The sequence below is a fragment of the Solimonas sp. K1W22B-7 genome (assembly GCF_003428335.1).
In the GTDB taxonomy this organism is placed as follows: domain Bacteria; phylum Pseudomonadota; class Gammaproteobacteria; order Nevskiales; family Nevskiaceae; genus Solimonas_A.
In genome coordinates this window covers 1,473,323-1,495,068 of record NZ_CP031704.1, presented here as the reverse complement: position 1 = coordinate 1,495,068, position 21,746 = coordinate 1,473,323, and the positions used below count along the sequence as shown (strand labels likewise).

Sequence of the window (21,746 nt, the reverse complement as noted above, 5' to 3'; positions counted from 1 at the left end):
ACAGCTCTTGGGTACGAATCGGCGACTGTCCCCGCCAACCGAGGAGCAACCCCATGACGTTTTCTGCCGGCGCCAACTTCCGCGCCGCCCTTGCCGCCGAAAAGCCCCTGCAGGTGATCGGCGCCATCAACGCCAACCACGCCCTGCTGGCCAAGCGCGCCGGCTACAAGGCGATCTACCTGTCGGGCGGCGGCGTCGCCGCGGGCAGCCTCGGCCTGCCGGACCTGGGCATCAACACCATGGACGACGTGCTGGTCGACGTCCGCCGCATCACCGACGTCTGCGACCTGCCGCTGCTGGTCGACATCGACACCGGCTTCGGTCCCTCGGCGTTCAACATCGAGCGCACGATCAAGAGCCTGATCAAGGCCGGCGCCGCCGCCTGCCACATCGAGGACCAGGTCGGCGCCAAGCGCTGCGGCCACCGTCCGGGCAAGGAGATCGTGACCCAGGGCGAGATGGTCGATCGCGTCAAGGCCGCCGCCGACGCGCGCACCGACCCGAACTTCTTCCTGATCGCCCGTACCGATGCGATCCAGGCCGAGGGCGTGGATGCCGCCATCGAGCGCGCGATCGCCTGCGCCGAGGCCGGTGCCGACGCGATCTTCGCCGAGGCCGCCTATGACCTGCCGACCTACAAGAAATTCGTCGACGCGCTGAAGGTGCCGGTGCTGGCCAACATCACCGAGTTCGGCGCCACCCCGCTGTTCACGCGCGACGAACTGGCCTCGGTCGGCGTCGCCATCCAGCTGTACCCGCTGTCGGCCTTCCGTGCCGCCAACAAGGCCGCCGAGGCGGTCTACACTTCGATCCGCCAGAACGGCCACCAGAAGGACGTGATCGACCTGATGCAGACGCGCACCGAACTGTACGACCGCATCGGCTACCACGCGTTCGAGAACAAGCTCGACGCTCTGTTCGCTGCCAAGAAGAAGTAAGCCGCACACCCCCATTTCCAGGAGAGCATGACCATGAGCGAACCCACCGCCCCGACGTTCAAGCCCAAGAAATCCGTTGCGCTGTCCGGCACCACCGCCGGCAACACCGCGCTGTGCACGGTCGGCCGTTCCGGCAACGACCTGCACTACCGCGGCTACGACATCCTCGATGTCGCCGCGCAGTGCGAGTTCGAAGAGATCGCCCACCTGCTGGTGCACGGCAAGCTGCCGACCGTCTCCGAGCTGGCTGCCTACAAGACCAAGCTGCGCTCGCTGCGCGGCCTGCCGGCCGCCGTGAAGACCGCGCTGGAGCAGCTGCCGCCGTCCTCGCACCCGATGGACGTGATGCGCACCGGCGTTTCGGTGCTCGGCTGCGTCAAGCCGGAGAAGGACGACCACAACCACCCGGGCGCGCGCGACATCGCCGACAAGCTGATGGCCAGCCTCGGTTCGATGCTGCTGTACTGGTACCACTACGCCTACAACGGCAAGGTCATCGAGGTCGAGACCGACGACGACTCCATCGGCGGCCACTTCCTGCACCTGCTGCACGGCAAGAAGCCGCCGGAGAGCTGGGTCAAGGCCATGCACACCTCGCTGGTGCTGTATGCCGAGCACGAGTTCAACGCCTCCACCTTCACCACCCGCGTCGTCGCCGGCACCGGCTCCGACATCTACTCCGCGATCTGCGGCGGCATCGGCGCGCTGCGCGGCCCCAAGCATGGCGGCGCCAACGAAGTGGCCTTCGAGATCCAGAAGCGCTACGACACGCCGGACGAGGCCGAGGCCGACATCAAGGCCCGCGTCGAGAAGAAGGAAGTCGTCATCGGCTTCGGCCACCCGGTCTACACCATTGCCGATCCGCGCAACAAGGTGATCAAGGAAGTGGCGCGCGACCTGTCCAAGGAAGCCGGCAGCCTGAAGATGTTCGACATCGCCGAACGCCTGGAGACGGTCATGTGGGACATCAAGAAGATGTTCCCGAACCTCGACTGGTTCTCCGCCGTCAGCTACCACGTGATGGGCGTGCCGACCGACATGTTCACCCCGCTGTTCGTGATCGCCCGCACCTCCGGCTGGAGCGCGCACATCATCGAGCAGCGCATCGACGGCAAGATCATCCGCCCGTCGGCGAACTACGTCGGTCCCGAGGACCTGAAGTTCGTCCCGATCAAGGACCGCAAGTAACAGCCACCGCCATTGGCCGCGGATTACGCGGATGAACGCGGATTGAAAAGCTTTATCCGTGTAGTCCGCGTAATCCGCGTAATCCGCGTAATCCGCGGCAAAAAATCTTGGTAGCCAGATATGAACACCGCCTTCCGCAAGAACCTCCCCGGCACCCAGCTCGATTTCTATGACGCGCGCGCAGCCGTCGATGCGATCCAGCCCGGCGCCTACGCCAAGCTGCCCTACACCGCCCGCGTGCACGCCGAGAACCTGGTGCGCAAGGCTGAGCCGGAAAAGATCAACGCCTATCTGGGCCAGCTGATCGAGCGCAAGCGCGATCTGGACTTCCCCTGGTTCCCGGTGCGCGTGGTATGCCACGACATCCTCGGCCAGACCGCGCTGGTGGACCTCGCCGGCCTGCGCGACGCCATCGCCGACATGGGCGGCGACCCTGCCAAGGTCAACCCGGTAGTGCCGGTGCAGTTGATCGTGGACCACTCGCTGGCAGTGGAGCATGGCGGCTTCGAGAAGGACGCGTTCGCCAAGAACCGTGCGATCGAGGATCGTCGCAACGACGACCGCTTCCACTTCATCGACTGGACCAAGAAGGCCTTCAAGAACATGGAAGTGATCCCGCCGGGCAACGGGATCATGCATCAGATCAACCTGGAGCGGATGTCGCCGGTGGTCTACACGCTGGATGGCGTCGCCTTCCCGGACACCTGCGTCGGCACCGACAGCCACACGCCGCACGTGGATGCCCTGGGCGTCATCGCCATCGGCGTCGGCGGTCTGGAAGCCGAGAACGTCATGCTGGGCCGCGCCTCCTGGATGCGCCTGCCGGACATCACCGGCGTGGAACTGAGCGGCAAGCCGCGCGAAGGCATCACCGCCACCGACGTGGTGCTCGCGCTGACCGAGTTCCTGCGCCAGCAGAAGGTCGTCGGCGCCTATCTCGAGTTCTACGGCGAAGGCGCCTCGGCGCTGACGCTGGGCGACCGCGCCACCATCTCCAACATGGCCCCGGAGTACGGCGCCACCGCGGCGATGTTCTTCATCGACAAGAACACCATCGAGTACCTGCGCCTGACCGGCCGCGACGACGCCCAGGTCAAGCTGGTCGAGACCTACGCCAGGCACACCGGCCTGTGGGCCGACGACCTCAAGACCGCCGAGTACGAGCGCGTGCTGAAGTTCGACCTGTCGACGGTCGTGCGCAACATGGCCGGCCCGTCCAACCCGCACAAGCGCCTGCCGACCTCGGCCCTGGCCGAGCGCGGCATCGCCGCCAAGTGGGAAGAAGTCCCCGGCCAGATGCCGGACGGCGCGGTGATCATCGCCGCCATCACCAGCTGCACCAACACCAGCAACCCGCGCAACGTCATCGCCGCCGGCCTGCTGGCGCGCAATGCCAATGCCCGCGGCCTCACGCGCAAACCCTGGGTGAAGTCCTCGCTGGCACCCGGCTCCAAGGCCGTGCAGCTGTACCTGGAAGAAGCCAGGCTGCTGCCGGAACTGGAACAGCTGGGCTTCGGCATCGTCGCCTTCGCCTGCACCACCTGCAATGGCATGAGCGGCGCGCTGGACCCGGTGATCCAGAAGGAAGTCATCGACCGCGACCTGTACGCCACCGCCGTGCTGTCGGGCAACCGCAACTTCGACGGCCGCATCCACCCCTACGCCAAGCAGGCCTTCCTGGCCTCGCCGCCGCTGGTCGTGGCCTACGCCATCGCCGGCACCGTGCGCTTCGACATCGAGAAGGATGTGCTGGGCACCGACAAGGACGGCCAGCCGGTCACGCTGAAGGACATCTGGCCGACCGACGCCGAGATCGACGCGGTGGTCGCCAGCAGCGTCAAGCCGGAGCAGTTCCGCAAGGTCTACGACCCGATGTTCACCTTCAAGGTGCTCGACGACGAGAAGATCAGCCCGCTGTACGACTGGCGCAAGATGAGCACCTACATCCGCCGCCCGCCGTACTGGGAAGGCGCGCTGGCCGGCGAGCGCACGCTCAAGGGCCTGCGGCCGCTGGCGGTGCTGCCGGACAACATCACCACCGACCACCTGTCGCCGTCGAACGCGATCATGATGAACTCGGCCGCCGGCGAGTACCTGCACAAGATGGGCCTGCCGGAAGAGGACTTCAACTCCTACGCCACCCACCGCGGCGATCATCTGACCGCGCAACGCGCCACCTTCGCCAACCCGCAGCTGGTCAACGAGATGGCGGTGGTGGACGGCAAGGTCAAGAAGGGTTCGCTGGCGCGCATCGAGCCGGAAGGCAAGGTCGTGCGCATGTGGGAAGCCATCGAGACCTACATGGAGCGCAAGCAGCCGCTGATCATCGTCGCCGGTGCCGACTACGGCCAGGGCTCCTCGCGTGACTGGGCGGCCAAGGGCGTGCGCCTGGCGGGCGTGGAAGTGATCGCCGCCGAAGGCTTCGAGCGCATCCACCGCACCAACCTGATCGGCATGGGCACCCTGCCGCTGGAGTTCAAGCCGGGCACGACGCGCCTGACACTGGGCATCGACGGCACCGAGACCTTCGACGTCGTCGGCAAGCTCGCGCCGCGCACCACGCTGACGCTGGTGATCACGCGCAAGAACGGCGAAAAGCTCGAAGTACCGATGACCTGCCGCCTGGACTCCGACGAGGAAGTGTCGATCTACCAGGCCGGCGGCGTGCTGCAGCGCTTTGCCCAGGACTTCCTGGCGTCGACGAAGGCGGCCTGATACGGCAAAAGCTTTTTTGCCACGGATCACGCGGATGACACGGATAAAAAAAGAATCCGCGTTTATCCGCGTGATCCGCGGCAGATGATTTCCTAAGGACACATCAAATGCCCCACGTACCCCAGATCAAGATTCCCGCCACCTACATCCGCGGCGGCACCAGCAAGGGCGTGTTCTTCCGCCTGCAGGACCTGCCGGAGCGCTGCCAGGTGCCCGGCGAAGCCCGCGACAAGCTGCTGCTGCGCGTGATCGGCAGCCCGGACCCCTACGGCGCCCAGATCGACGGCATGGGCGGCGCCACCTCGTCCACCTCCAAGACCGTGATCCTGGCCAAGAGTGCCAAGGCCGATCACGACGTCGACTACATGTTCGGCCAGGTGTCGATCGACAAGGCCTTCGTCGACTGGTCGGGCAGCTGCGGCAACCTGACCGCCGCCGTGGGTTCGTTCGCGATCAGCAACGGCCTGGTCGATGCCTCGCGCATCCCGCAGGACGGCCTCTGCGTCGTGCGCATCTGGCAGACGCAGATCAGCAAGACCATCGTCGCGCATGTGCCCATCACCAACGGCCAGGTGCAGGAAACCGGCGACTTCGAACTCGACGGCGTCACCTTTCCCGCGGCCGAGGTGCAGATCGAATTCCTCGATCCGGCCGATGAAGGCGATGGCGATGGCGGCGGCTCGATGTTTCCCACCGGCAACCTGGTCGACGACCTCGAGGTGCCGGGCATCGGCACCCTGAAGGCGACGATGATCAACGCCGGCATCCCCACCGTGTTCATCAACGCGGCCGAGATTGGCTACACCGGCACCGAGCTGCGCGAGGCGATCAACACCGATCCCAGGGCGCTGGAGAAATTCGAGACGATCCGCGCCTACGGTGCCCTGCGCATGGGCCTGATCAAGGACGTCAGCGAAGCCGCCAAGCGCCAGCACACGCCCAAGGTCGCCTTCGTCGCCCCGCCGACCGACTACGTCTCGTCCAGCGGCAAGCAGGTCAAGGCCGGCGACGTCGACCTGAACGTGCGCGCGCTGTCGATGGGCAAGCTGCACCACGCCATGATGGGCACCGCCGCGGTGGCCATCGGCACCGCCGCCGCGATCCCCGGCACGCTGGTGAACCTGGCGGCCGGTGGCGGCGCCCGCGAGGCCGTGCGCTTCGGCCATCCCTCGGGCACGTTGCGCGTCGGTGCGGCCGCGGTGCAGGAAAACGGCCAGTGGGTGGTGAAGAAGGCCATCATGTCGCGCTCCGCGCGCGTGCTGATGGAAGGCTGGGTGCGCGTGCCGGGCGACGCGTTCTAGTTCAGCAGCGACATGCGAGGGCCGGCGCCTGCAGGAGGCGCCGGCCTTTTTCGTTTGCGGTCCTCCCGGCCGCAGGCGCCGCTCAAAGGCAGTGACCTTCCTCCAGCCGCGTGAACAGCGTGCTGCTGCCATCGACTTCGGTCAGCGTGAAGGAATCATCCTTGGCATCGACGACACGGTTGATGTCGGGTGGCCAGGTCAGGCGGTCCTGGTACAGCCAGATCATGCGCCCCCCATGTTCACCCCAGGTCCCCCGGTAGCTCTCTGCGCCCCAGCGCGGACGGTCCGGTTCGGCGACGAACCGGGAGTCCTCGGTCAGCGTGATCCGGTAGCCGCCGCCGCGGCTCGACAGCCAGGTCCCGACGTATCGGCAGGTCGGCGACGGCATCTTCCGCAGCAGGGCAAGGTCGCGGTTGGGGAAGAGCGCCACCAGGGTGTTGCTGCGGGCGCGGATGCAGGCGGCGAACTGGCGCGCCTCGTCGATTCCCGCCTGCGTGAACTCCTCGCTCTTCAGGCATGCATACGCGTGATCTCCCGTGCTGTTGCGCATGAAGGGCGACAGCAAGGCCAGGAACAGCAGGATCAACAGGGCCCACCGGAGTTCGCGCATCAGGCCGGCACCGCCATCCGCATGCCACCGCCCCGGACCGCTCCAAACGGCACCGCACTCCCCTGCACCATGTCGCCGCCTTCGCCTGTCTGCATTGCCATCGCCCATGCTGCAACGCCCCCGGGGCGCCGGCAAGCGGGCGAGGACCGCCGGTCCGGCGCTTGATTTCTTGGTATGACGTCCATAATATTATTGTCATCATCCAATAAAGCCGGAGTGTCGCCATGCAGATCAAGGGTTCGGTAGCACTGGTCACCGGGGCCAACCGCGGCCTGGGCCTGGCCTTCACCAGGGCACTGCTCGCCGGTGGGGCGAAGAAGGTCTATGCCGCCGCGCGCGACCCGGCCAGCGTCACGCTCCCCGGTGTGGTGCCCCTGCGGCTGGACGTGACCAGGCCCGAGGAAGTGGCCGCGGCCGCAGCGGCCTGCGGCGACGTCACGCTGCTGGTCAACAACGCCGGCATCTTCCTGGGCGACGGCGAGAACGACGGCGAGGCCGAGAGCAATGCCCGCCGCATGATGGACACCAACTACCACGGCATCGCCGCCACCACGCGCGCCTTCGCGCCGGTGCTGGCGGCCAACGGCGGTGGCGGCATCGTCAACATGCTGTCGGTGCTGAGCTGGGTCGCCCTGCCCGGCACCGGCGCCTATAGCGCCTCCAAGGCCGCGGCCTGGGCGCTGACCAATGCCACGCGCATCCAGCTGAAGGAACAGGGGACGCAGGTGGTCGGCGTGCATGCCGGCTACATCGATACCGACATGGTTGCCGGCATCGAGGCCCCCAAGGCCTCGCCGGCGGACGTCGTCGCGCAAGCCCTGGCCGCGCTGGAGGCCGGCGGATTCGAAGCCCTGGCCGACGACATCAGCCGCCAGGTCAAGGCCGGGCTCAACGCCCAGCCGCCGAGCTACGCCGGCTGAACACAGAAGCAACAGAGGGTCCGCAAATGAACGCAAATAAACGCGAATGGACAAGCAGGAAGCGCCATCGGCTGGCCACGCCGGGAACTGCGCGACTGAGGCGGCAGCAACGCCATGCTTCCATTTGCGTTCTTTGCGTCCATTTGCGGATTGCTGATCTTTTCAGCCGTCTCACCAGGAGCAAGCCATGAGCACCGCCGTCATCGCCGGCTATGTCCGCACCCCCTTCCACTTCGCCCGCAAGGGCCGCCTGGCCGGCACGCGCCCGGACGACCTCGCCGCCGTCGCCATCAAGGCCCTGGTCGAGCGGTCGAAGCTGGACCCGGTGCTGATCGAGGACGTGATCATGGGTTGCGCCTATCCCGAGGCCGAGCAGGGCAGCAACATTGCACGCATCGCCGGCCTGCTGGCCGGGCTGCCGCAGTCGGTGGGCGGCGCCACGGTGAACCGCTTCTGCGGCTCATCGATGAACGCCATCCACATCGCCGCCGGCCAGATCGCGATCGGCGCCGGCGAGGCCTTCATCTGTGCCGGGGTGGAATCGATGTCGCGCGTGCCGCAGGGCGGCTTCAACGCCTCGCCCAACCCGCGCTTCCGTCAGCCGGGCGTGGAGAACCCCGAGTTCGACGCGCAGGCCTACGTGACGATGGGCGAAACCGCCGAGAACGTCGCCCAGCGTTACGGCGTGCCGCGCGCCGAGCAGGAGCAGCTGGCGCTGGAGTCGCAGCAGAAGGCCGCCGCGGCGCAGGCCAGCGGCCACCTGGCCGGCGAGATCGCGCCGGTGAACACGGCCGAAGGCGTCGTCGACAGCGACGGCTGCCTGCGCCCGCAGACCACGGCCGAGGGGCTGGCGGCCTTGAAGCCGGCCTTCCACGCCGACGGCAGCGTCACCGCCGGCACCGCCTCGCCGCTGACCGACGGCGCCGCCGCGGTGCTGGTCTGCTCCGAGGCATTCGCGCAGCGGCATGGCCTGGAGATCCTGGCGCGCATCCGCGCGGTGGCGGTAGCCGGCTGCGAGCCGGAGCTGATGGGCATGGGCCCGGTGCCGGCCACGCGCAAGGCACTGGCGCGCGCCGGCCTCAAGATCGAGGACATCGACATCGTTGAGATCAACGAGGCCTTCGGCAGCCAGGCCGCCGCCTGCCTGCGCGAGCTGGGCATCGACCGCTCCAGGGTCAACCTGGACGGCGGCGCCATCGCCCTGGGCCATCCGCTGGGCGCCACCGGCGCGCGCATCACCGGCAAGGCGGCGCAGCTGCTCAAGCGCGAGGGCAAGCGCTACGCGCTGGCGACGCAGTGCATCGGCGGCGGCCAGGGCATCGCCACGATCCTGGAGGCCGCCTGAGCGCGGCCTTCCGGTAAAATCACCCGATGCGCTACGACGCCGACCACAAGGAACGCACGCGCGCGCTGCTGCTCAGGGAAGCGGCGCGCGCGATCCGCGCGCAGGGCGCGCGCGGCGTCGGTGTGGCCACGATCATGGGCAAGGCCGGCCTGACCCACGGCGGCTTCTATGCCCACTTCAAGTCCAAGGACGAGCTGATCGCCGAGGCGATGACAGCAATGTTCGCCGACATCCTCGGCAAGATCGACGAATACACCCGGCAGCGCACGCCGGCCGAGGCCCTGGCCGGCTATATCGACTTCTACCTGTCGCAGCGCCACCGCGACGACCGTGCCCGCGGCTGCCCCATCCCGGCGCTTTGCGGTGAGGCGCCGCATCTGGCCGGCGCGGCCAGGCGCGCCTTCGGTGCCGGCATCGAGGCCGTGAGCGCGCGACTGGCCGGCCTGCTGGAGGCCACGGGCCAGGCCCGACCGCGGCAGGCCGCCGCTTCCTTGCTGGCCGAGCTGGCCGGAGCCCTGGCAATGGCGCGAGCGATGCCCGGAAGCGCCGAATCGGAGTTCCTGCTGGCGACCTCGCGCGAGGCCCTGCACCGACGCTTCGGGCTTTCAGCGACGGGATAGCGGGCCGATGCGTTAAATTGGTGCCCGACCACCGATCGTGCCCCATGACCCCGCTGACCTACTCCACTCCCGGCCTGCTGTTTCCCGCGATCTCGCTGCTGATGCTGGCCTACACCAACCGCTTCCTCGGCCTGGCGAGCCTGGCGCGCCACCTGATCGCGCGCTACCGCGAGGAGCCGCATCCGCGCCTGAAGCTGCAGGTGGAGAACCTGCGCCAGCGCCTGGCACTGCTGCGCCATACCCAGGCCCTGGGCGTACTGAGCCTGCTGAGCTGCACCGCCAGCCTGTTCGGCCTGCTGTTCGACCACCAGCCGCTGGCCACCGCCCTGTTCGCACTGGCGCTGATCCTGATGCTGGCCTCGCTGGCCCTGTCGCTGCGCGAGATCTACCTGTCGGTGCGGGCACTGAACGTCGAACTCGACGACCTGATGGAACCGCACTAGGGCCTGTTGACACTACCGCGATCGCTGCGATGCCCCCGTATTTGCCGCCAGGCACGACGCGAGGAAGGCGCTTGGTGGTTCCAAGTAACTGACGAGCAACACAGCATGGCGGCAAAGACGGGGGCACCCGGAGGGCGGGGCCGCCTGGGCGCAGGGCGTCGCCCCGAGTCGCTGATGTACATCTAGTACACGGCGCGCCTCGGGGCATAGCCCTGCACCCAGGCGGCCTCCGTCGCAGCGGTCGCGGTAGCGTCAACAGGCCCTAAAGAGGCATTCGCCGTACGTGGTTTGCACCGGGATGCTTCCGCCACGCACTCGGGCGGTGCGCCCCAAAAGCGCGCCGGGGGCCGGACAAAAAGTCGCCGCCGCACCCCATGCCATTGTTTTCAATTGAAAAAGAAAGAGCTCCGAACGACGATCCACTGTTGGCATGAGCATTGCGTCAAGCCGGTGCAAACCTCGCATTGAGCCCGCCATGATTGCCTCAGCAAAAGCCACACGCATCAACCTCTTCAGCTTCAACACCCCGCAGATGCGCGCCTTCCACCTGACCTGGATGGCCTTCTTCGTCTGCTTCTTCGCATGGTTCGCCATCGCGCCGCTGATGCCGGTGATCAAGGGCGAGTTCGGCCTGACCAAGGACCAGATCGCCAACATCAACATTGCGGCGGTGGCGGTGACGATCATCATCCGCCTGATCATCGGCCCGCTGTGCGACAAGTTCGGCCCGCGCAAGGCCTACACCGGCCTGCTGCTGGTGGGTGCCATCCCGGTGCTCGGCGTGGCCTTCGCCAAGAGCTATGAAGCCTTCCTGTTCTTCCGCCTGTGCATCGGTGCGATCGGCGCCAGCTTCGTCATCACCCAGTACCACACCTCGGTGATGTTCGCGCCCAACGTGGTCGGCACCGCCAATGCGGCGGCGGCCGGCTGGGGCAACTCCGGCGGCGGCGTGACCCAGACGGTGATGCCGCTGGTGCTGGCGGCAGTGCTGAGCTTCGGCGTCGAGAAGACCCTGGGCTGGCGCGTGTCGATGATCGTCCCCGGCGTGCTGATGCTGATCATGGCGGTGATGTACTGGCGCTATACGCAGGACTGCCCGGAGGGCAACTTCCAGGAACTCCGCGCCAAGGGCATCGAGATCACCGGCGGCAAGGGCGGCGGCTGGGCCAGCTTCAAGCAGGCCTGCGCCAACTACCGCGTCTGGCTGCTGTTCGTCACCTACGGCGCCTGCTTCGGCGTGGAAATCTTCATCCACAACATGGCCGCGCTGTACTACGTCGACCAGTTCAAGCTCGACCTCAAGAGCGCGGGCCTGGCCGCCGGCAGCTTCGGCCTGCTGGCCCTGTTCGCCCGCGCGCTCGGCGGCATCATCTCCGACAAGGTCGCCAAGACCAAGGGTCTCGACGGCCGCACCACGCTGCTGTTCGTCCTGATCGTCGGCGAGGGCCTCGGCCTGCTGTGGTTCGCCTCGATGCAGAGCGTCGGCATGGCGATCGTCGCCATGATCACCTTCGGCCTGTTCACCCACATGGCCTGCGGCGCGACCTACGCCCTGGTGCCGTTCATCGACCGCAAGGCCCTCGGTGGCGTGGCCGGCATCATCGGCGCGGGCGGCAACGTCGGCGCGGTGGCCGCGGGCTTCCTGATGAAGGGCACCGGCGATGCGCAGACCACCCTGCACATCCTCGGCATCTGCGTGACGGTGGCCGCGGTCTGCGCCATCGCGGTGCGCTTCAGCCCCGAGCACAAGTCCAGCGAAGAGAAGCTCTACCAGGAAGCGCTCGCTGCCCGCGCTGCCGCCAAGGCCGCCGGCGCCCCCTCCGGGGAGCCGCAGCCGGCCTAGCACCCGTCCGTAACCGGGGCGCATGGCGCTGTTCTTGCGAGCAGCGATTCATGCGCCCTTTTTTGTGGGCGCAGAGAGCTAGAAATTACCGGACCGTGCAACGGCGTACGGTCCCGCAGGAATAGAACAGGAATGCGCAACGTCGCGCTGACCCAATGAGAGTACTGGTAGTCGACACACGCCCAGAGCAGGTCACGGCTCTGGAAGAAGTATTGGTCGAAGCGGGCTTCGAGGTATTGGGGTTCATTTCCGGAACCTCGGACATCTACAAGCACACGCGCGAACTGCAGCCTGACGCCATCGTCATTTCCGCCGATTCCCCGGCGCGCGACACGCTGGAGCATCTCGCACTGATTGCGCGCAACACGCCGAAGCCGATGGTGATGTTCGCCGCCAATGCCGACTACGACATGATCCGCGAAGCCGCTGTCGCCGGCGTCAGCTTCTACGTCGTGCCGCAGCTGTCGCCCATCGCCGCGCGCTCGCTGGTGGAAACCGCGGTGGCGCACTTCAATGGTACGCGCCAGCTGCAGCGCGACCTGGAAACGGCGCGCCAGCACATGGAGGAGCGCCGCATCGTCGATCTCGCCAAGTGCCGCATGATGGAGCGCGAGGGCCTCGGCGAAGCCGGTGCCTACCGACGCATGCAGCGCATGGCGATGGAGTCCAGCACCAAACTGGTCGAAGTGGCACGCGGCATCCTCGGCAAAGCATGACAGACAAGACCTGACCGAAGAGTTGGCACGGCACTTGCTCGTATAGAAACAAGTGTCGAGGCGGCGCCGCGAGGCGCCAACCCAAGGGCGGGTCTGCCGAGACATCACCATCTAAATCGATTCGGGCAATGGCGCCTGTACGGGGAAACCGTGCAGGCGCCTTTTTTATTTTCCGGTCAACGCCGACCACACCGTCATTGGGGACTTTAATCATGCAGCGTCGCAGCAGCAGGGACTCGTTTGTCCAAAAAACCTTGATGGCCCTGGCCATCGCCAACCTGGGCCTTCCGATGATCGCCAGCGCCGATCCGCTCGAGAACCTGCCGTACGCCATCTCTGGCGGCGCGCCGAATCTCGACATGCGCCTGCGCTACGAGAACGTAGACCAGGAACTGCCGGCAACCATCACCGAGAAGGCCAGTGCGACCACACTGCGCAGTCGCCTCGGCTACACCACCGGCAAGTGGAACAACGTCGATGCGCAGCTGGAATTCGAGAACGTCACCGTGCTCGGCAAGGACAACTTCAACGGCACCGACAACAACCAGGGCAACCGCCGTGCGGCTTACCCGGTGGTCGCCGATCCGGAAACCAGCGAGATCAACCAGGCCTGGCTCCGCTATGCCGCTCCGGCCAAGACCACGTTGAAGGTCGGTCGCCAGCGCATCATCTTCGACAACGCCCGCTTCATCGGCAACGTCGGCTGGCGCCAGCACGAGCAGACTTATGACGGCGTCCTGCTCACCAACGCCTTCCTGCCCAAGACCACGCTCAACTATGCCTACATCAGGAATGTCTACGCGTTCCGCGTCTTCAACCATTCCAACACCGGCGTCGCTCCCGACCTGAGCCCCAACCGCGGCATCGACGGTCACCTGGTCAACTTCGCCTTCGCACCGTACAAGGCACTGGCCTTGACGGCCTACGGCTACCTGCTCGACTTCGACACCAACCCGGTCGTCGCCGCCGCCGCGGCAGCGGGCGCACCCGCGCCGATCGCGCCGGGCAACCCGACCGGCGACAGCCAGACGATCGGCCTGCGCGTCACCGGCACCGTTCCGGTGCAGGACTTCAACCTGAGCTATGCACTGGAATACGCCGACCAGAGCGACTACGCCGACGCGCCGGATACCGTCGATGCGAGCTACACGCTGGCTGAACTGGGCGCCAGCTACAAGGTGTTCGGACTCAAGCTCGGCTACGAAGTGCTCGGCGGCGACGGCACCTACGGCTTCCAGACTCCGCTGGCGACGATGCATGCGCATGACGGCTGGGCCGACATGTTCCTGACCACGCCCGCCACCGGTCTCGAGCGCCTCTACCTCCAGGCCAGCGCCACCGTGGAAAAGGTCGTGCTCACCGCGGTCTACCACCAGTTCAGCGCCGACGAGGGCGGCGACGACTACGGCGACGAGTTCGACCTGATGGCGACCCGCCCGCTCACCGATCAGCTCGGCATTGGCTTGAAGTATGCGAGCTACTCCGGTGATTCCGATGCGCCGGTGGCCGCCACCTCGCCGATCCGCGACGACGTGAGCAAGTACTGGGCCTGGATCGAATACAAGTTCTGATCGCCGCCGACCCGAATTCAAGGAGAGAACCTATGAACCCGATTGAAAAAGCCGCCGCGGGCCTGAACAGCGCGGAACTGTCGCGCCGCGACTTCCTGAGGCACTCGCTGATGGCCGCCGCCGGCGTGGTGGCCGGCGGCGCGATGACCCTGCCGACATCCGCCAGCGCCGCCGGCATCGGCCCGATCGAGAAGCCCGATCTCACGATCGGCTTCATTCCGCTGACCGACTGCGCCAGCGTGGTGATGGCCTCGGAACTGGGCCTGTTCAAGAAGTACGGCCTCAACGTCACCGTGTCCAAGGAAGCCAGCTGGGCGGCGGTGCGCGACAAGCTGGTGCTCGGCCAGCTCGACGCGGCCCACGTGCTCTACGGCCTGGTCTACGGCGTGCACCTGGGTATCGGCGGGCCGAAGAAGGACATGGCCGTGCTGATGAACCTCAACTACAACGGCCAGGCCATCACGCTGTCCAACAAGCTCAAGGAAGAGGGCGCGACCACCGGCGAATCGCTGAAGAAGCTGGTGGCGCAGAAGAAGCGCGAGTACACCTTCGCCCAGACCTTCCCCACCGGCACGCACGCCATGTGGCTGTACTACTGGCTGTCGGCCCACGGCATCGACCCGATGCAGGACGTCAAGACCATCGTCATCCCGCCGCCGCAGATGGTCGCCAACATGCGCGTCGGCAACATGGACGGCTACTGCGTCGGCGAACCCTGGAACGCGCGCGCCGTCTTCGACAAGATCGGCTTCACCGCCACCACCACCCAGGGCATCTGGAAGAACCACCCGGAGAAGGTGCTGGGCACGACCAAGGAGTTCGTGACCAAGTACCCCAACACCGCCAAGGCGATGATCTGCGCGGTGCTGGAAGCCTCCAAGCACATCGACGCCATGGCCAACCGCGCCAAGGTCTCGGAGATCATCGGCGGCAAGTCCTACGTCAACGCGCCGCCGCCGGTCATCCTCGGCCGCATGCAGGGCAAGTACGAGGACGGCCTGGGCAAGACCTGGCAGGACCCGGACTACATGAAGTTCTTCATGGACGGCGAGGTCAACTTCCCCTACCTGTCGCATGGCGCCTGGTTCCTGACCCAGCACCGCCGCTGGGGCCTGCTCAAGCAGGACATCGACTACGTCGGCGTGGCGAAGCAGATCAACCAGATCGAGCTCTACACCGATGCCGCGAAGTCCCTCGGCGTCGCCGTGCCGACCAACCCGCTGAAGACCGAAACCCTGTTCGACGGCACCGTCTTCGACCCCTCGAAGGCGGCCGCCTACGCCAGCGGCTTCGCCATCAAGGCCTGATCCGGAGATTCCCATGAGCGCCGCCATACGCCTGCAAAGCGTGGAGCCCGATACCGTGACCACCGCCCCCGCTGCCGCCAACACACCCATCGCCCCCGAGCCCAAGGTCAGCCTCGCCTCCCGCATCGCGGCAGGCCTGGTGGCCGCCGGCAAGGCGGCGCTGCCGCCCACCATCGGCCTGTCGGTGCTGGTCGGGGTTTGGGCGCTGGTGTCCACGTTTTCCGACTACCTCCCCGGGCCGGGCGCCACCTTCCTGGCCGCTGTCGAACTGTTCTCGCATCCGTTCTACATCAACGGACCGAACGACATGGGGATCGGCTGGAACGTGCTGAAGTCGCTGGGGCGCGTGGCCCTGGGCTTCGGGCTGGCGGCGCTGGTGGGCATCCCGCTGGGCTTCCTGCTGGGTCGCTTCTCGCTGCTGAGCAAGGCCTTCAACCCGGTCATCAGCCTGCTGCGGCCGGTGTCGCCGCTGGCCTGGCTGCCGATCGGCCTGGCGGTGTTCAAGGCGGCGGACCCGGCGGCGATCTTCGTGATCTTCATCTGCAGCATCTGGCCGATGATCCTCAACACCGCGATGGGCGTCGCCGCGCTGCCGCAGGACTACATGAACGTGGCCCGCGTGCTGCAGCTGTCGGAGTGGAAGATCTTCACCAAGATCCTGCTGCCGGCCACCGTGCCCTATGTGCTGACCGGCGCCAAGCTGGCGCTGGGCATCGCCTGGCTGGTGATCGTGGCCAGCGAAATGCTTACCGGTGGCGTCGGCATCGGCTTCTGGGTCTGGGATGAGTGGAACAACCTCAACATGAGCCACATCATCATCGCCATCATCGTCATCGGCTCGGTGGGTCTCGCCCTCGAAGCCGGGATGGGCAAGCTGGCCCAGCGCTTCGACTACCGCCATCAATGAAAAGCCCTGCGGAAGCCGGCTCGCCGGCGATCCCCTCTCCTTTCCTCGGAGAGCCGGCTTCCGCACAGGCCTCGGATCCCAACGGAGTTCATCCATGACCCCTTACCTGCAAGTCGACCACACCTCGGTCGAATTCCGTACCCCGCGCGGCGTCTTCCGCGCCCTGGACAACGTCAACTTCAAGGTCAGCGAAGGCGAGTTCGTCTCGCTCATCGGCCACTCGGGCTGCGGCAAGTCCACGGTGCTGAACCTGATCGCCGGCCTGGTGGAACCCACCACCGGCGGCGTGGTGCTCAACGGCCGCGAGGTCGCCGGCCCCGGCCCGGAACGCGCCGTGGTGTTCCAGAACCATTCGCTGCTGCCCTGGCTCACCGCCTACGGCAACATCCACCTGGCGGTCGAGCGGGTCTTCGGCGCCACCGAGACGAGCGCGCAGCTGCGCAGCCGCACCGAGGCGGCGCTGGACCTGGTGGGCCTGGGCAAGGCCCACGACAAGCGCCCGCACGAACTGTCGGGCGGCATGAAGCAGCGCGTCGGCATCGCCCGCGCGCTGGCCATGGAGCCCAAGGTGCTGCTGATGGACGAGCCCTTCGGCGCGCTCGATGCCCTGACCCGCGCCAACCTGCAGGACTCGCTGATGGAGATCCAGTCCAAGCTGCGCTGCACCGTGGTCATGGTCACCCATGACGTCGACGAGGCGGTGCTGCTGTCCGACCGCGTCGTGATGATGACCAACGGCCCCGCCGCCACCATCGGCGAAATCCTGGACGTGAAACTGCCACGCCCGCGGCAACGCCTGAAGCTGGCGGAGGACTCGGAGTACCACCGCAGCTGCGCCGCGATCCTGCGTTTCCTGCACCACGGCGGCGCAGAACGCGGCCACGGTGGCGCCCCGCTTGCACTGGCAGTGGGCTGATTGCCGTGCAATGGCGGTGCACTGGCGCTCCAGGGCAGCGCAGTTGCCAGGAGGCCGGTGCACCAACATGGGTAGACAAAACGAGTTATTAACGAAGAATCAATAACTTATAAGTGGCACGATGATTGCTTCTTTTTGATCGCAACCAAATTAGGGCGAGGCAGCATGGGTCAGAAGCAGAAAATCGTCGTGATCGGCCACGGCATGGTCGGCCACAAGTTCCTGGAATCGCTGGCCGAGGCCGGCCTGCCGGACCTGGAAGTCACCGTGCTCTGCGAAGAGCCGCGCCCGGCCTACGATCGCGTGCACCTGTCGGAGTTCTTCGCCGGCAAGTCCGCCGAGGACCTGTCGCTGGTCGCCCCGGACTTCTTCGGCCGCGACGGCCTGCTGCTCAAGCTCAACGCCAAGGCTGCCGGCATCGACCGCGCCATGAAGACCATCACGGTCTCCACCGGCGAGACCCTGAGCTACGACAAGCTGGTGCTGGCCACCGGCTCCTACCCCTTCGTGCCGCCGGTACCGGGCAAGGACCGCAAGGACATCTTCGTCTACCGCACCATCGAAGACCTCGAGGGCATGAAGGAATGCGGCGCCCGCTCGAAGACCGGCGTGGTCATCGGCGGCGGCCTGCTCGGCCTGGAATGCGCCAAGGCCCTGCGCGACATGGGCCTGCAGACCCACGTCGTCGAGTTCGCCCCGCGCCTGATGGCAGTGCAGGTCGACGACGGCGGCGGCCGCACCCTGCGCCGCAAGATCGAGGAACTGGGCGTCACCGTGCACACCCAGAAGAACACCCTGGAGATCGTGGACGGCGAAGCCGGCACCCACCGCATGAAGTTCGCGGACGGCAGCCACCTCGACACCGACATGATCGTGTTCTCCGCCGGCATCCGTCCGCGCGACGAACTGGCCAAGGCCTGCCAGCTCGGCGTCGGCGAGCGCGGCGGCATCGTCATCGACAACTTCTGCCGCACCCTGGATCCGGACGTCTACGCCATCGGCGAATGCGCCCTGTGGTCCGGCCGCATCTACGGCCTGGTGGCCCCGGGCTACGACATGGCGCGCGTCGCTGCCAGGCACATGCTGGGCCAGGTCGGCGAGTTCACCGGCGCCGACATGAGCACCAAGCTCAAGCTCATGGGCGTGGACGTGGCCAGCATCGGCGACGCCATGGGCAGCACCCCCGGCAGCCGCGTCTACCAGTTCAACGACGAGCGCAAGCAGGTCTACAAGAAGCTGGTGGTTTCCGAGGACGGCAAGTACCTGCTCGGCAGCGTACTGGTGGGCGACGCCGAAGAGTACGGCACGCTGCTGCAGATGATGCTCAACAAGATCGAGCTGCCGGAATCGCCGGAGTTCCTGATCCTGCCCGACTCCGGCGGCAAGAAGCCGGGCCTGGGCGTGGACAACCTGCCCGACGCGGCCCAGATCTGCTCCTGCAACAACGTCTCCAAGGGTCAGATCTGCGCGGCGGTCTGCGAGGGCGCCACCACCATCGGCGCCATCAAGAGCTGCACGAAAGCCGGCACCTCCTGCGGCGGCTGCGTGGCCCTGGCCACCCAGGTCATGAAGTCGGAGATGAAGAAGCAGGGCATGGCGGTCAACAACCATGTCTGCGAGCACTTCCCCTACTCGCGCCAGGAGATCTACCATCTGGTGCGCGTCGGCCAGATCAAGACCTTCGAAACCCTGCTGGAAAAGCATGGCAAGGGCCTGGGCTGCGACGTCTGCAAGCCGGTGGCCGCCAGCGTCTTCGCCTCCTGCTGGAACGACTTCGTGCTCAAGAAGGAGCACGCGGCGCTGCAGGATTCCAACGACTACTTCCTCGGCAATATCCAGAAGGACGGCACCTACTCGGTGATCCCGCGCATGGCCGGTGGCGAAGTCAGCCCCGACGGCCTGATCGCGGTCGGCCAGGTGGCCAAGAAGTACGGCCTCTACACCAAGATCACCGGCGGCCAGCGCGTCGATCTGTTCGGCGCGCGCCTGGAGCAGCTGCCGCAGATCTGGGAGGAGCTGATCGCGGCCGGCTTCGAGACCGGCCACGCGTACGCCAAGTCGCTGCGTACCGTGAAGTCCTGTGTCGGCAGCACCTGGTGCCGCTACGGCGTCGATGACTCGGTGGGCCTGGCGATCGAGATCGAGAACCGCTACAAGGGCCTGCGCGCGCCGCACAAGCTCAAGTTCGCCGTGTCCGGCTGCACCCGCGAATGCGCCGAGGCGCAGGGCAAGGACGTCGGCATCATCGCCACCGAGAAGGGCTGGAACCTCTACGTCTGCGGCAACGGCGGCATGAAGCCGCGCCACGCCGAGCTGATCGCCAGCGATCTCGACAAGGCCACCCTGCTCCAGTACATCGACCGTTTCCTGATGTTCTACGTGCGCACCGCCGACAGGCTGCAGCGCACCAGCACCTGGCGCGAAAACCTCGAAGGCGGCCTGGACTACCTCAAGAGCGTCGTCATCGACGACAAGCTCGGTATCGCTGCCGAGCTGGAATCCGAGATGCAGCACGTCGTCGACACCTACGAGTGCGAGTGGAAGAAGGCCGTTACCGATCCGGAAGCCCGCAAGCGCTTCCGCCACTTCGTCAACAGCGACAAGGCCGACAGCAACGTCGTCTTCATCGAGGAGCGCGGCCAGATCCGTCCGGCGACACCCGAAGAGAAGCAGTCGAAGCTGGCGCAGATCCCGGTCGTGGTGAAGGCGGCGTAAGGAGAAACATGATGGATGGCGACCGCAACGTGAAGTCCTGGATCCCGGTCTGTGCCGTGGAAGACATCGTGCCGAACACCGGCGTCTGCGCCCTGCTCGGTGGCGAGCAGGTAGCGATCTTCCGCGTCGGAACGGGTGGGGGAATTTTCGCGATTTCCAACTATGATCCGAACTCCGAGGCCTCGGTACTTTCCCGCGGCCTGATCGGCAGCCTCGGCGACCGCACGGTGGTCGCCTCGCCGATCTACAAGCATCATTTCGATTTGAAGACCGGCGAATGCCTGGAAGCCCCCGAACACTCCGTGCGCGCTTATCCCGCGCGCGTCGAGAACGGGCAGATCCTCCTCGCCGCACACTGAGCACCCAAGCGGGAGGTCGTTCCCGAGTGCGGGCCGTTATCAAAGGGCCGGTACCGCGTGAAGGACGACTCTCCCGCCCGGGGGCAACCAAACATGACTACATCGAAGCCCAAGCTGGTCGTCATCGGTAACGGCATGGCCGGCATGCGCACGGTCGAGGAGCTGCTCAGGCTCGCGCCGGACCTCTACGACATCACCGTGTTCGGCGCCGAGCCGCACGGCAACTACAACCGCATCCTGCTGTCGCCTGTGCTCGCCGGTGAAAAGACCGTCGACGACATCATGCTGAACACGCGCGAGTGGTATGCGAAGAACGGCATCACCCTGCACGCCGGCGATCCCGTGGTGAAGATCGACCGGCCGCGCCGCACGGTTCACTCGCAGTCCGGCCTGGCGATCCAGTACGACCGCGTACTGCTGGCCACCGGCTCCAATCCCTTCATCATCCCGGTGCCCGGCCACAAGCTGCCGGGCGTGATCGCCTTCCGCGACATCCAGGACGTGGAGACCATGCTGGACGCCGCGCGCAACCATCGCCATGCGGTGGTGATCGGCGGCGGCCTGCTGGGCCTGGAGGCCGCCAACGGCCTGCTGCGCCAGGGCATGGAAGTGACCGTGGTCCACGTCATGGACAGCCTGATGGAGCGCCAGCTCGACAAGCCGGCCGCGGCCCTGCTGAAGACCTCGCTGGAGCGCAAGGGCCTGCGCATCATGCTCAACGCCAACACCGCCGAGATCGTCGGGCCGGATCGCGTCACCGCCCTGCGCTTCAAGGACGGCAGCGAGATCCCCGCCGACCTGGTGGTGATGACCGTGGGCGTGCGCCCCAACATCGATCTGGCCAAGAGCGCCGGCCTGCAGTGCGACCGCGCGATCATCGTCGACGACACGCTGCAGACCTTCGACCCGCGCGTCTACGCCGTGGGCGAATGCGTGCAGCACCGCAAGGCCCTGTTCGGCCTGGTGGCGCCGATCTGGGACCAGGCGCGCGTCTGCGCCACCCACCTCGCCGGCTTCGGCCACTCGCGCTACGTGCAGCAGGCCACCGCCACCAAGCTCAAGGTCACCGGCGTGGACCTCTACTCCGCCGGCGACTTCATCGGCGACGCCGACAGCGAGGACCTGGTGATGCGCGACCCGCGCCGCGGCGTCTACAAGCGCCTGGTACTGAAGGGCAACCGCGTGATCGGTGCGGTACTCTATGGCGACGTCAAGGACGGCCCCTGGTACTTCGAGTTGATCCAGAACAAGACCGACATCGCCAGCCTGCGCAGCCGGCTGCTGTTCGGACAGGCCTACTGCGAGCCGCGCGCGGCCTAGACCCAAAAAATT

General features: G+C 66.6%; 18 protein-coding genes. 17 read left to right on the top strand and 1 reads right to left on the bottom strand.

Features of this window, described 5'->3' with window-relative positions:
* Positions 1-53 precede the first annotated feature (53 nt).
* From prpB to prpF, 4 genes are all read left to right on the top strand, one after another.
* Entirely contained in the window at positions 54-938 is an 885-nt protein-coding gene (gene prpB / locus D0B54_RS06900) for a methylisocitrate lyase (RefSeq protein WP_117290458.1), read from the top strand.
* Positions 939-971: 33 nt separating this feature from the next.
* Entirely contained in the window at positions 972-2,126 is a 1,155-nt protein-coding gene (prpC, locus tag D0B54_RS06895; RefSeq protein ID WP_117295087.1) for a bifunctional 2-methylcitrate synthase/citrate synthase, read from the top strand.
* 120 nt (positions 2,127-2,246) lie between these two features.
* Positions 2,247-4,841: a Fe/S-dependent 2-methylisocitrate dehydratase AcnD gene (acnD, locus tag D0B54_RS06890; protein WP_117290456.1), complete on the top strand. Its 2,595-nt coding sequence runs from the start codon at positions 2,247-2,249 to the stop codon at positions 4,839-4,841.
* Between the two features lie 107 nt (positions 4,842-4,948).
* Complete coding sequence (gene prpF, locus D0B54_RS06885; RefSeq protein ID WP_117290454.1) at positions 4,949-6,142, top strand: 2-methylaconitate cis-trans isomerase PrpF; 1,194 nt, start codon at positions 4,949-4,951, stop codon at positions 6,140-6,142.
* A gap of 82 nt (positions 6,143-6,224) precedes the next feature.
* Here the strand turns inward: prpF and D0B54_RS06880 are convergent, their stop codons facing one another.
* Complete coding sequence (locus D0B54_RS06880; protein ID WP_117290452.1) at positions 6,225-6,752, bottom strand: hypothetical protein; 528 nt, start codon at positions 6,750-6,752, stop codon at positions 6,225-6,227.
* Between the two features lie 224 nt (positions 6,753-6,976).
* Between D0B54_RS06880 and D0B54_RS06875 the strand changes: the two genes are divergently transcribed.
* The 13 genes from D0B54_RS06875 (at position 6,977) to D0B54_RS06815 (ending at position 21,734) form a co-directional block, all read left to right on the top strand.
* Positions 6,977-7,672, top strand: coding sequence for an SDR family oxidoreductase (locus D0B54_RS06875; RefSeq protein ID WP_117290450.1), 696 nt, complete (start codon positions 6,977-6,979; stop codon positions 7,670-7,672).
* A 187-nt stretch (positions 7,673-7,859) separates the two neighbouring features.
* Entirely contained in the window at positions 7,860-9,017 is a 1,158-nt protein-coding gene (locus D0B54_RS06870; RefSeq protein ID WP_117290448.1) for a thiolase family protein, read from the top strand.
* 26 nt (positions 9,018-9,043) lie between these two features.
* The gene (locus D0B54_RS06865) at positions 9,044-9,637 is read left to right on the top strand and encodes a TetR/AcrR family transcriptional regulator (protein WP_117290445.1); all 594 of its coding nucleotides are present in this window, start codon (positions 9,044-9,046) and stop codon (positions 9,635-9,637) included.
* A 44-nt stretch (positions 9,638-9,681) separates the two neighbouring features.
* On the top strand, positions 9,682-10,080 hold the full coding sequence (locus D0B54_RS06860) for a DUF2721 domain-containing protein (RefSeq protein ID WP_117290443.1): 399 nt from the start codon (positions 9,682-9,684) through the stop codon (positions 10,078-10,080).
* A gap of 475 nt (positions 10,081-10,555) precedes the next feature.
* Positions 10,556-11,923, top strand: coding sequence for a NarK family nitrate/nitrite MFS transporter (locus tag D0B54_RS06855; RefSeq protein WP_205527293.1), 1,368 nt, complete (start codon positions 10,556-10,558; stop codon positions 11,921-11,923).
* 155 nt (positions 11,924-12,078) lie between these two features.
* On the top strand, positions 12,079-12,639 hold the full coding sequence (locus D0B54_RS06850; RefSeq protein WP_117290441.1) for an ANTAR domain-containing response regulator: 561 nt from the start codon (positions 12,079-12,081) through the stop codon (positions 12,637-12,639).
* Between the two features lie 257 nt (positions 12,640-12,896).
* On the top strand, positions 12,897-14,210 hold the full coding sequence (locus D0B54_RS06845) for an alginate export family protein (protein ID WP_162932261.1): 1,314 nt from the start codon (positions 12,897-12,899) through the stop codon (positions 14,208-14,210).
* 32 nt (positions 14,211-14,242) lie between these two features.
* Entirely contained in the window at positions 14,243-15,517 is a 1,275-nt protein-coding gene (locus D0B54_RS06840; protein WP_117290437.1) for a CmpA/NrtA family ABC transporter substrate-binding protein, read from the top strand.
* Positions 15,518-15,530: 13 nt separating this feature from the next.
* On the top strand, positions 15,531-16,424 hold the full coding sequence (ntrB, locus tag D0B54_RS06835; protein ID WP_117290435.1) for a nitrate ABC transporter permease: 894 nt from the start codon (positions 15,531-15,533) through the stop codon (positions 16,422-16,424).
* A 94-nt stretch (positions 16,425-16,518) separates the two neighbouring features.
* Positions 16,519-17,340, top strand: a complete 822-nt coding sequence (locus tag D0B54_RS06830) for an ABC transporter ATP-binding protein (protein ID WP_117290434.1) — start codon at positions 16,519-16,521, stop codon at positions 17,338-17,340.
* Positions 17,341-17,505: 165 nt separating this feature from the next.
* The gene (gene nirB / locus D0B54_RS06825) at positions 17,506-20,055 is read left to right on the top strand and encodes a nitrite reductase large subunit NirB (protein WP_117290432.1); all 2,550 of its coding nucleotides are present in this window, start codon (positions 17,506-17,508) and stop codon (positions 20,053-20,055) included.
* An 11-nt stretch (positions 20,056-20,066) separates the two neighbouring features.
* Positions 20,067-20,414, top strand: a complete 348-nt coding sequence (nirD, locus tag D0B54_RS06820; RefSeq protein ID WP_117290431.1) for a nitrite reductase small subunit NirD — start codon at positions 20,067-20,069, stop codon at positions 20,412-20,414.
* Between the two features lie 93 nt (positions 20,415-20,507).
* Complete coding sequence (locus D0B54_RS06815; protein ID WP_117290430.1) at positions 20,508-21,734, top strand: NAD(P)/FAD-dependent oxidoreductase; 1,227 nt, start codon at positions 20,508-20,510, stop codon at positions 21,732-21,734.
* Positions 21,735-21,746 lie beyond the last annotated feature (12 nt).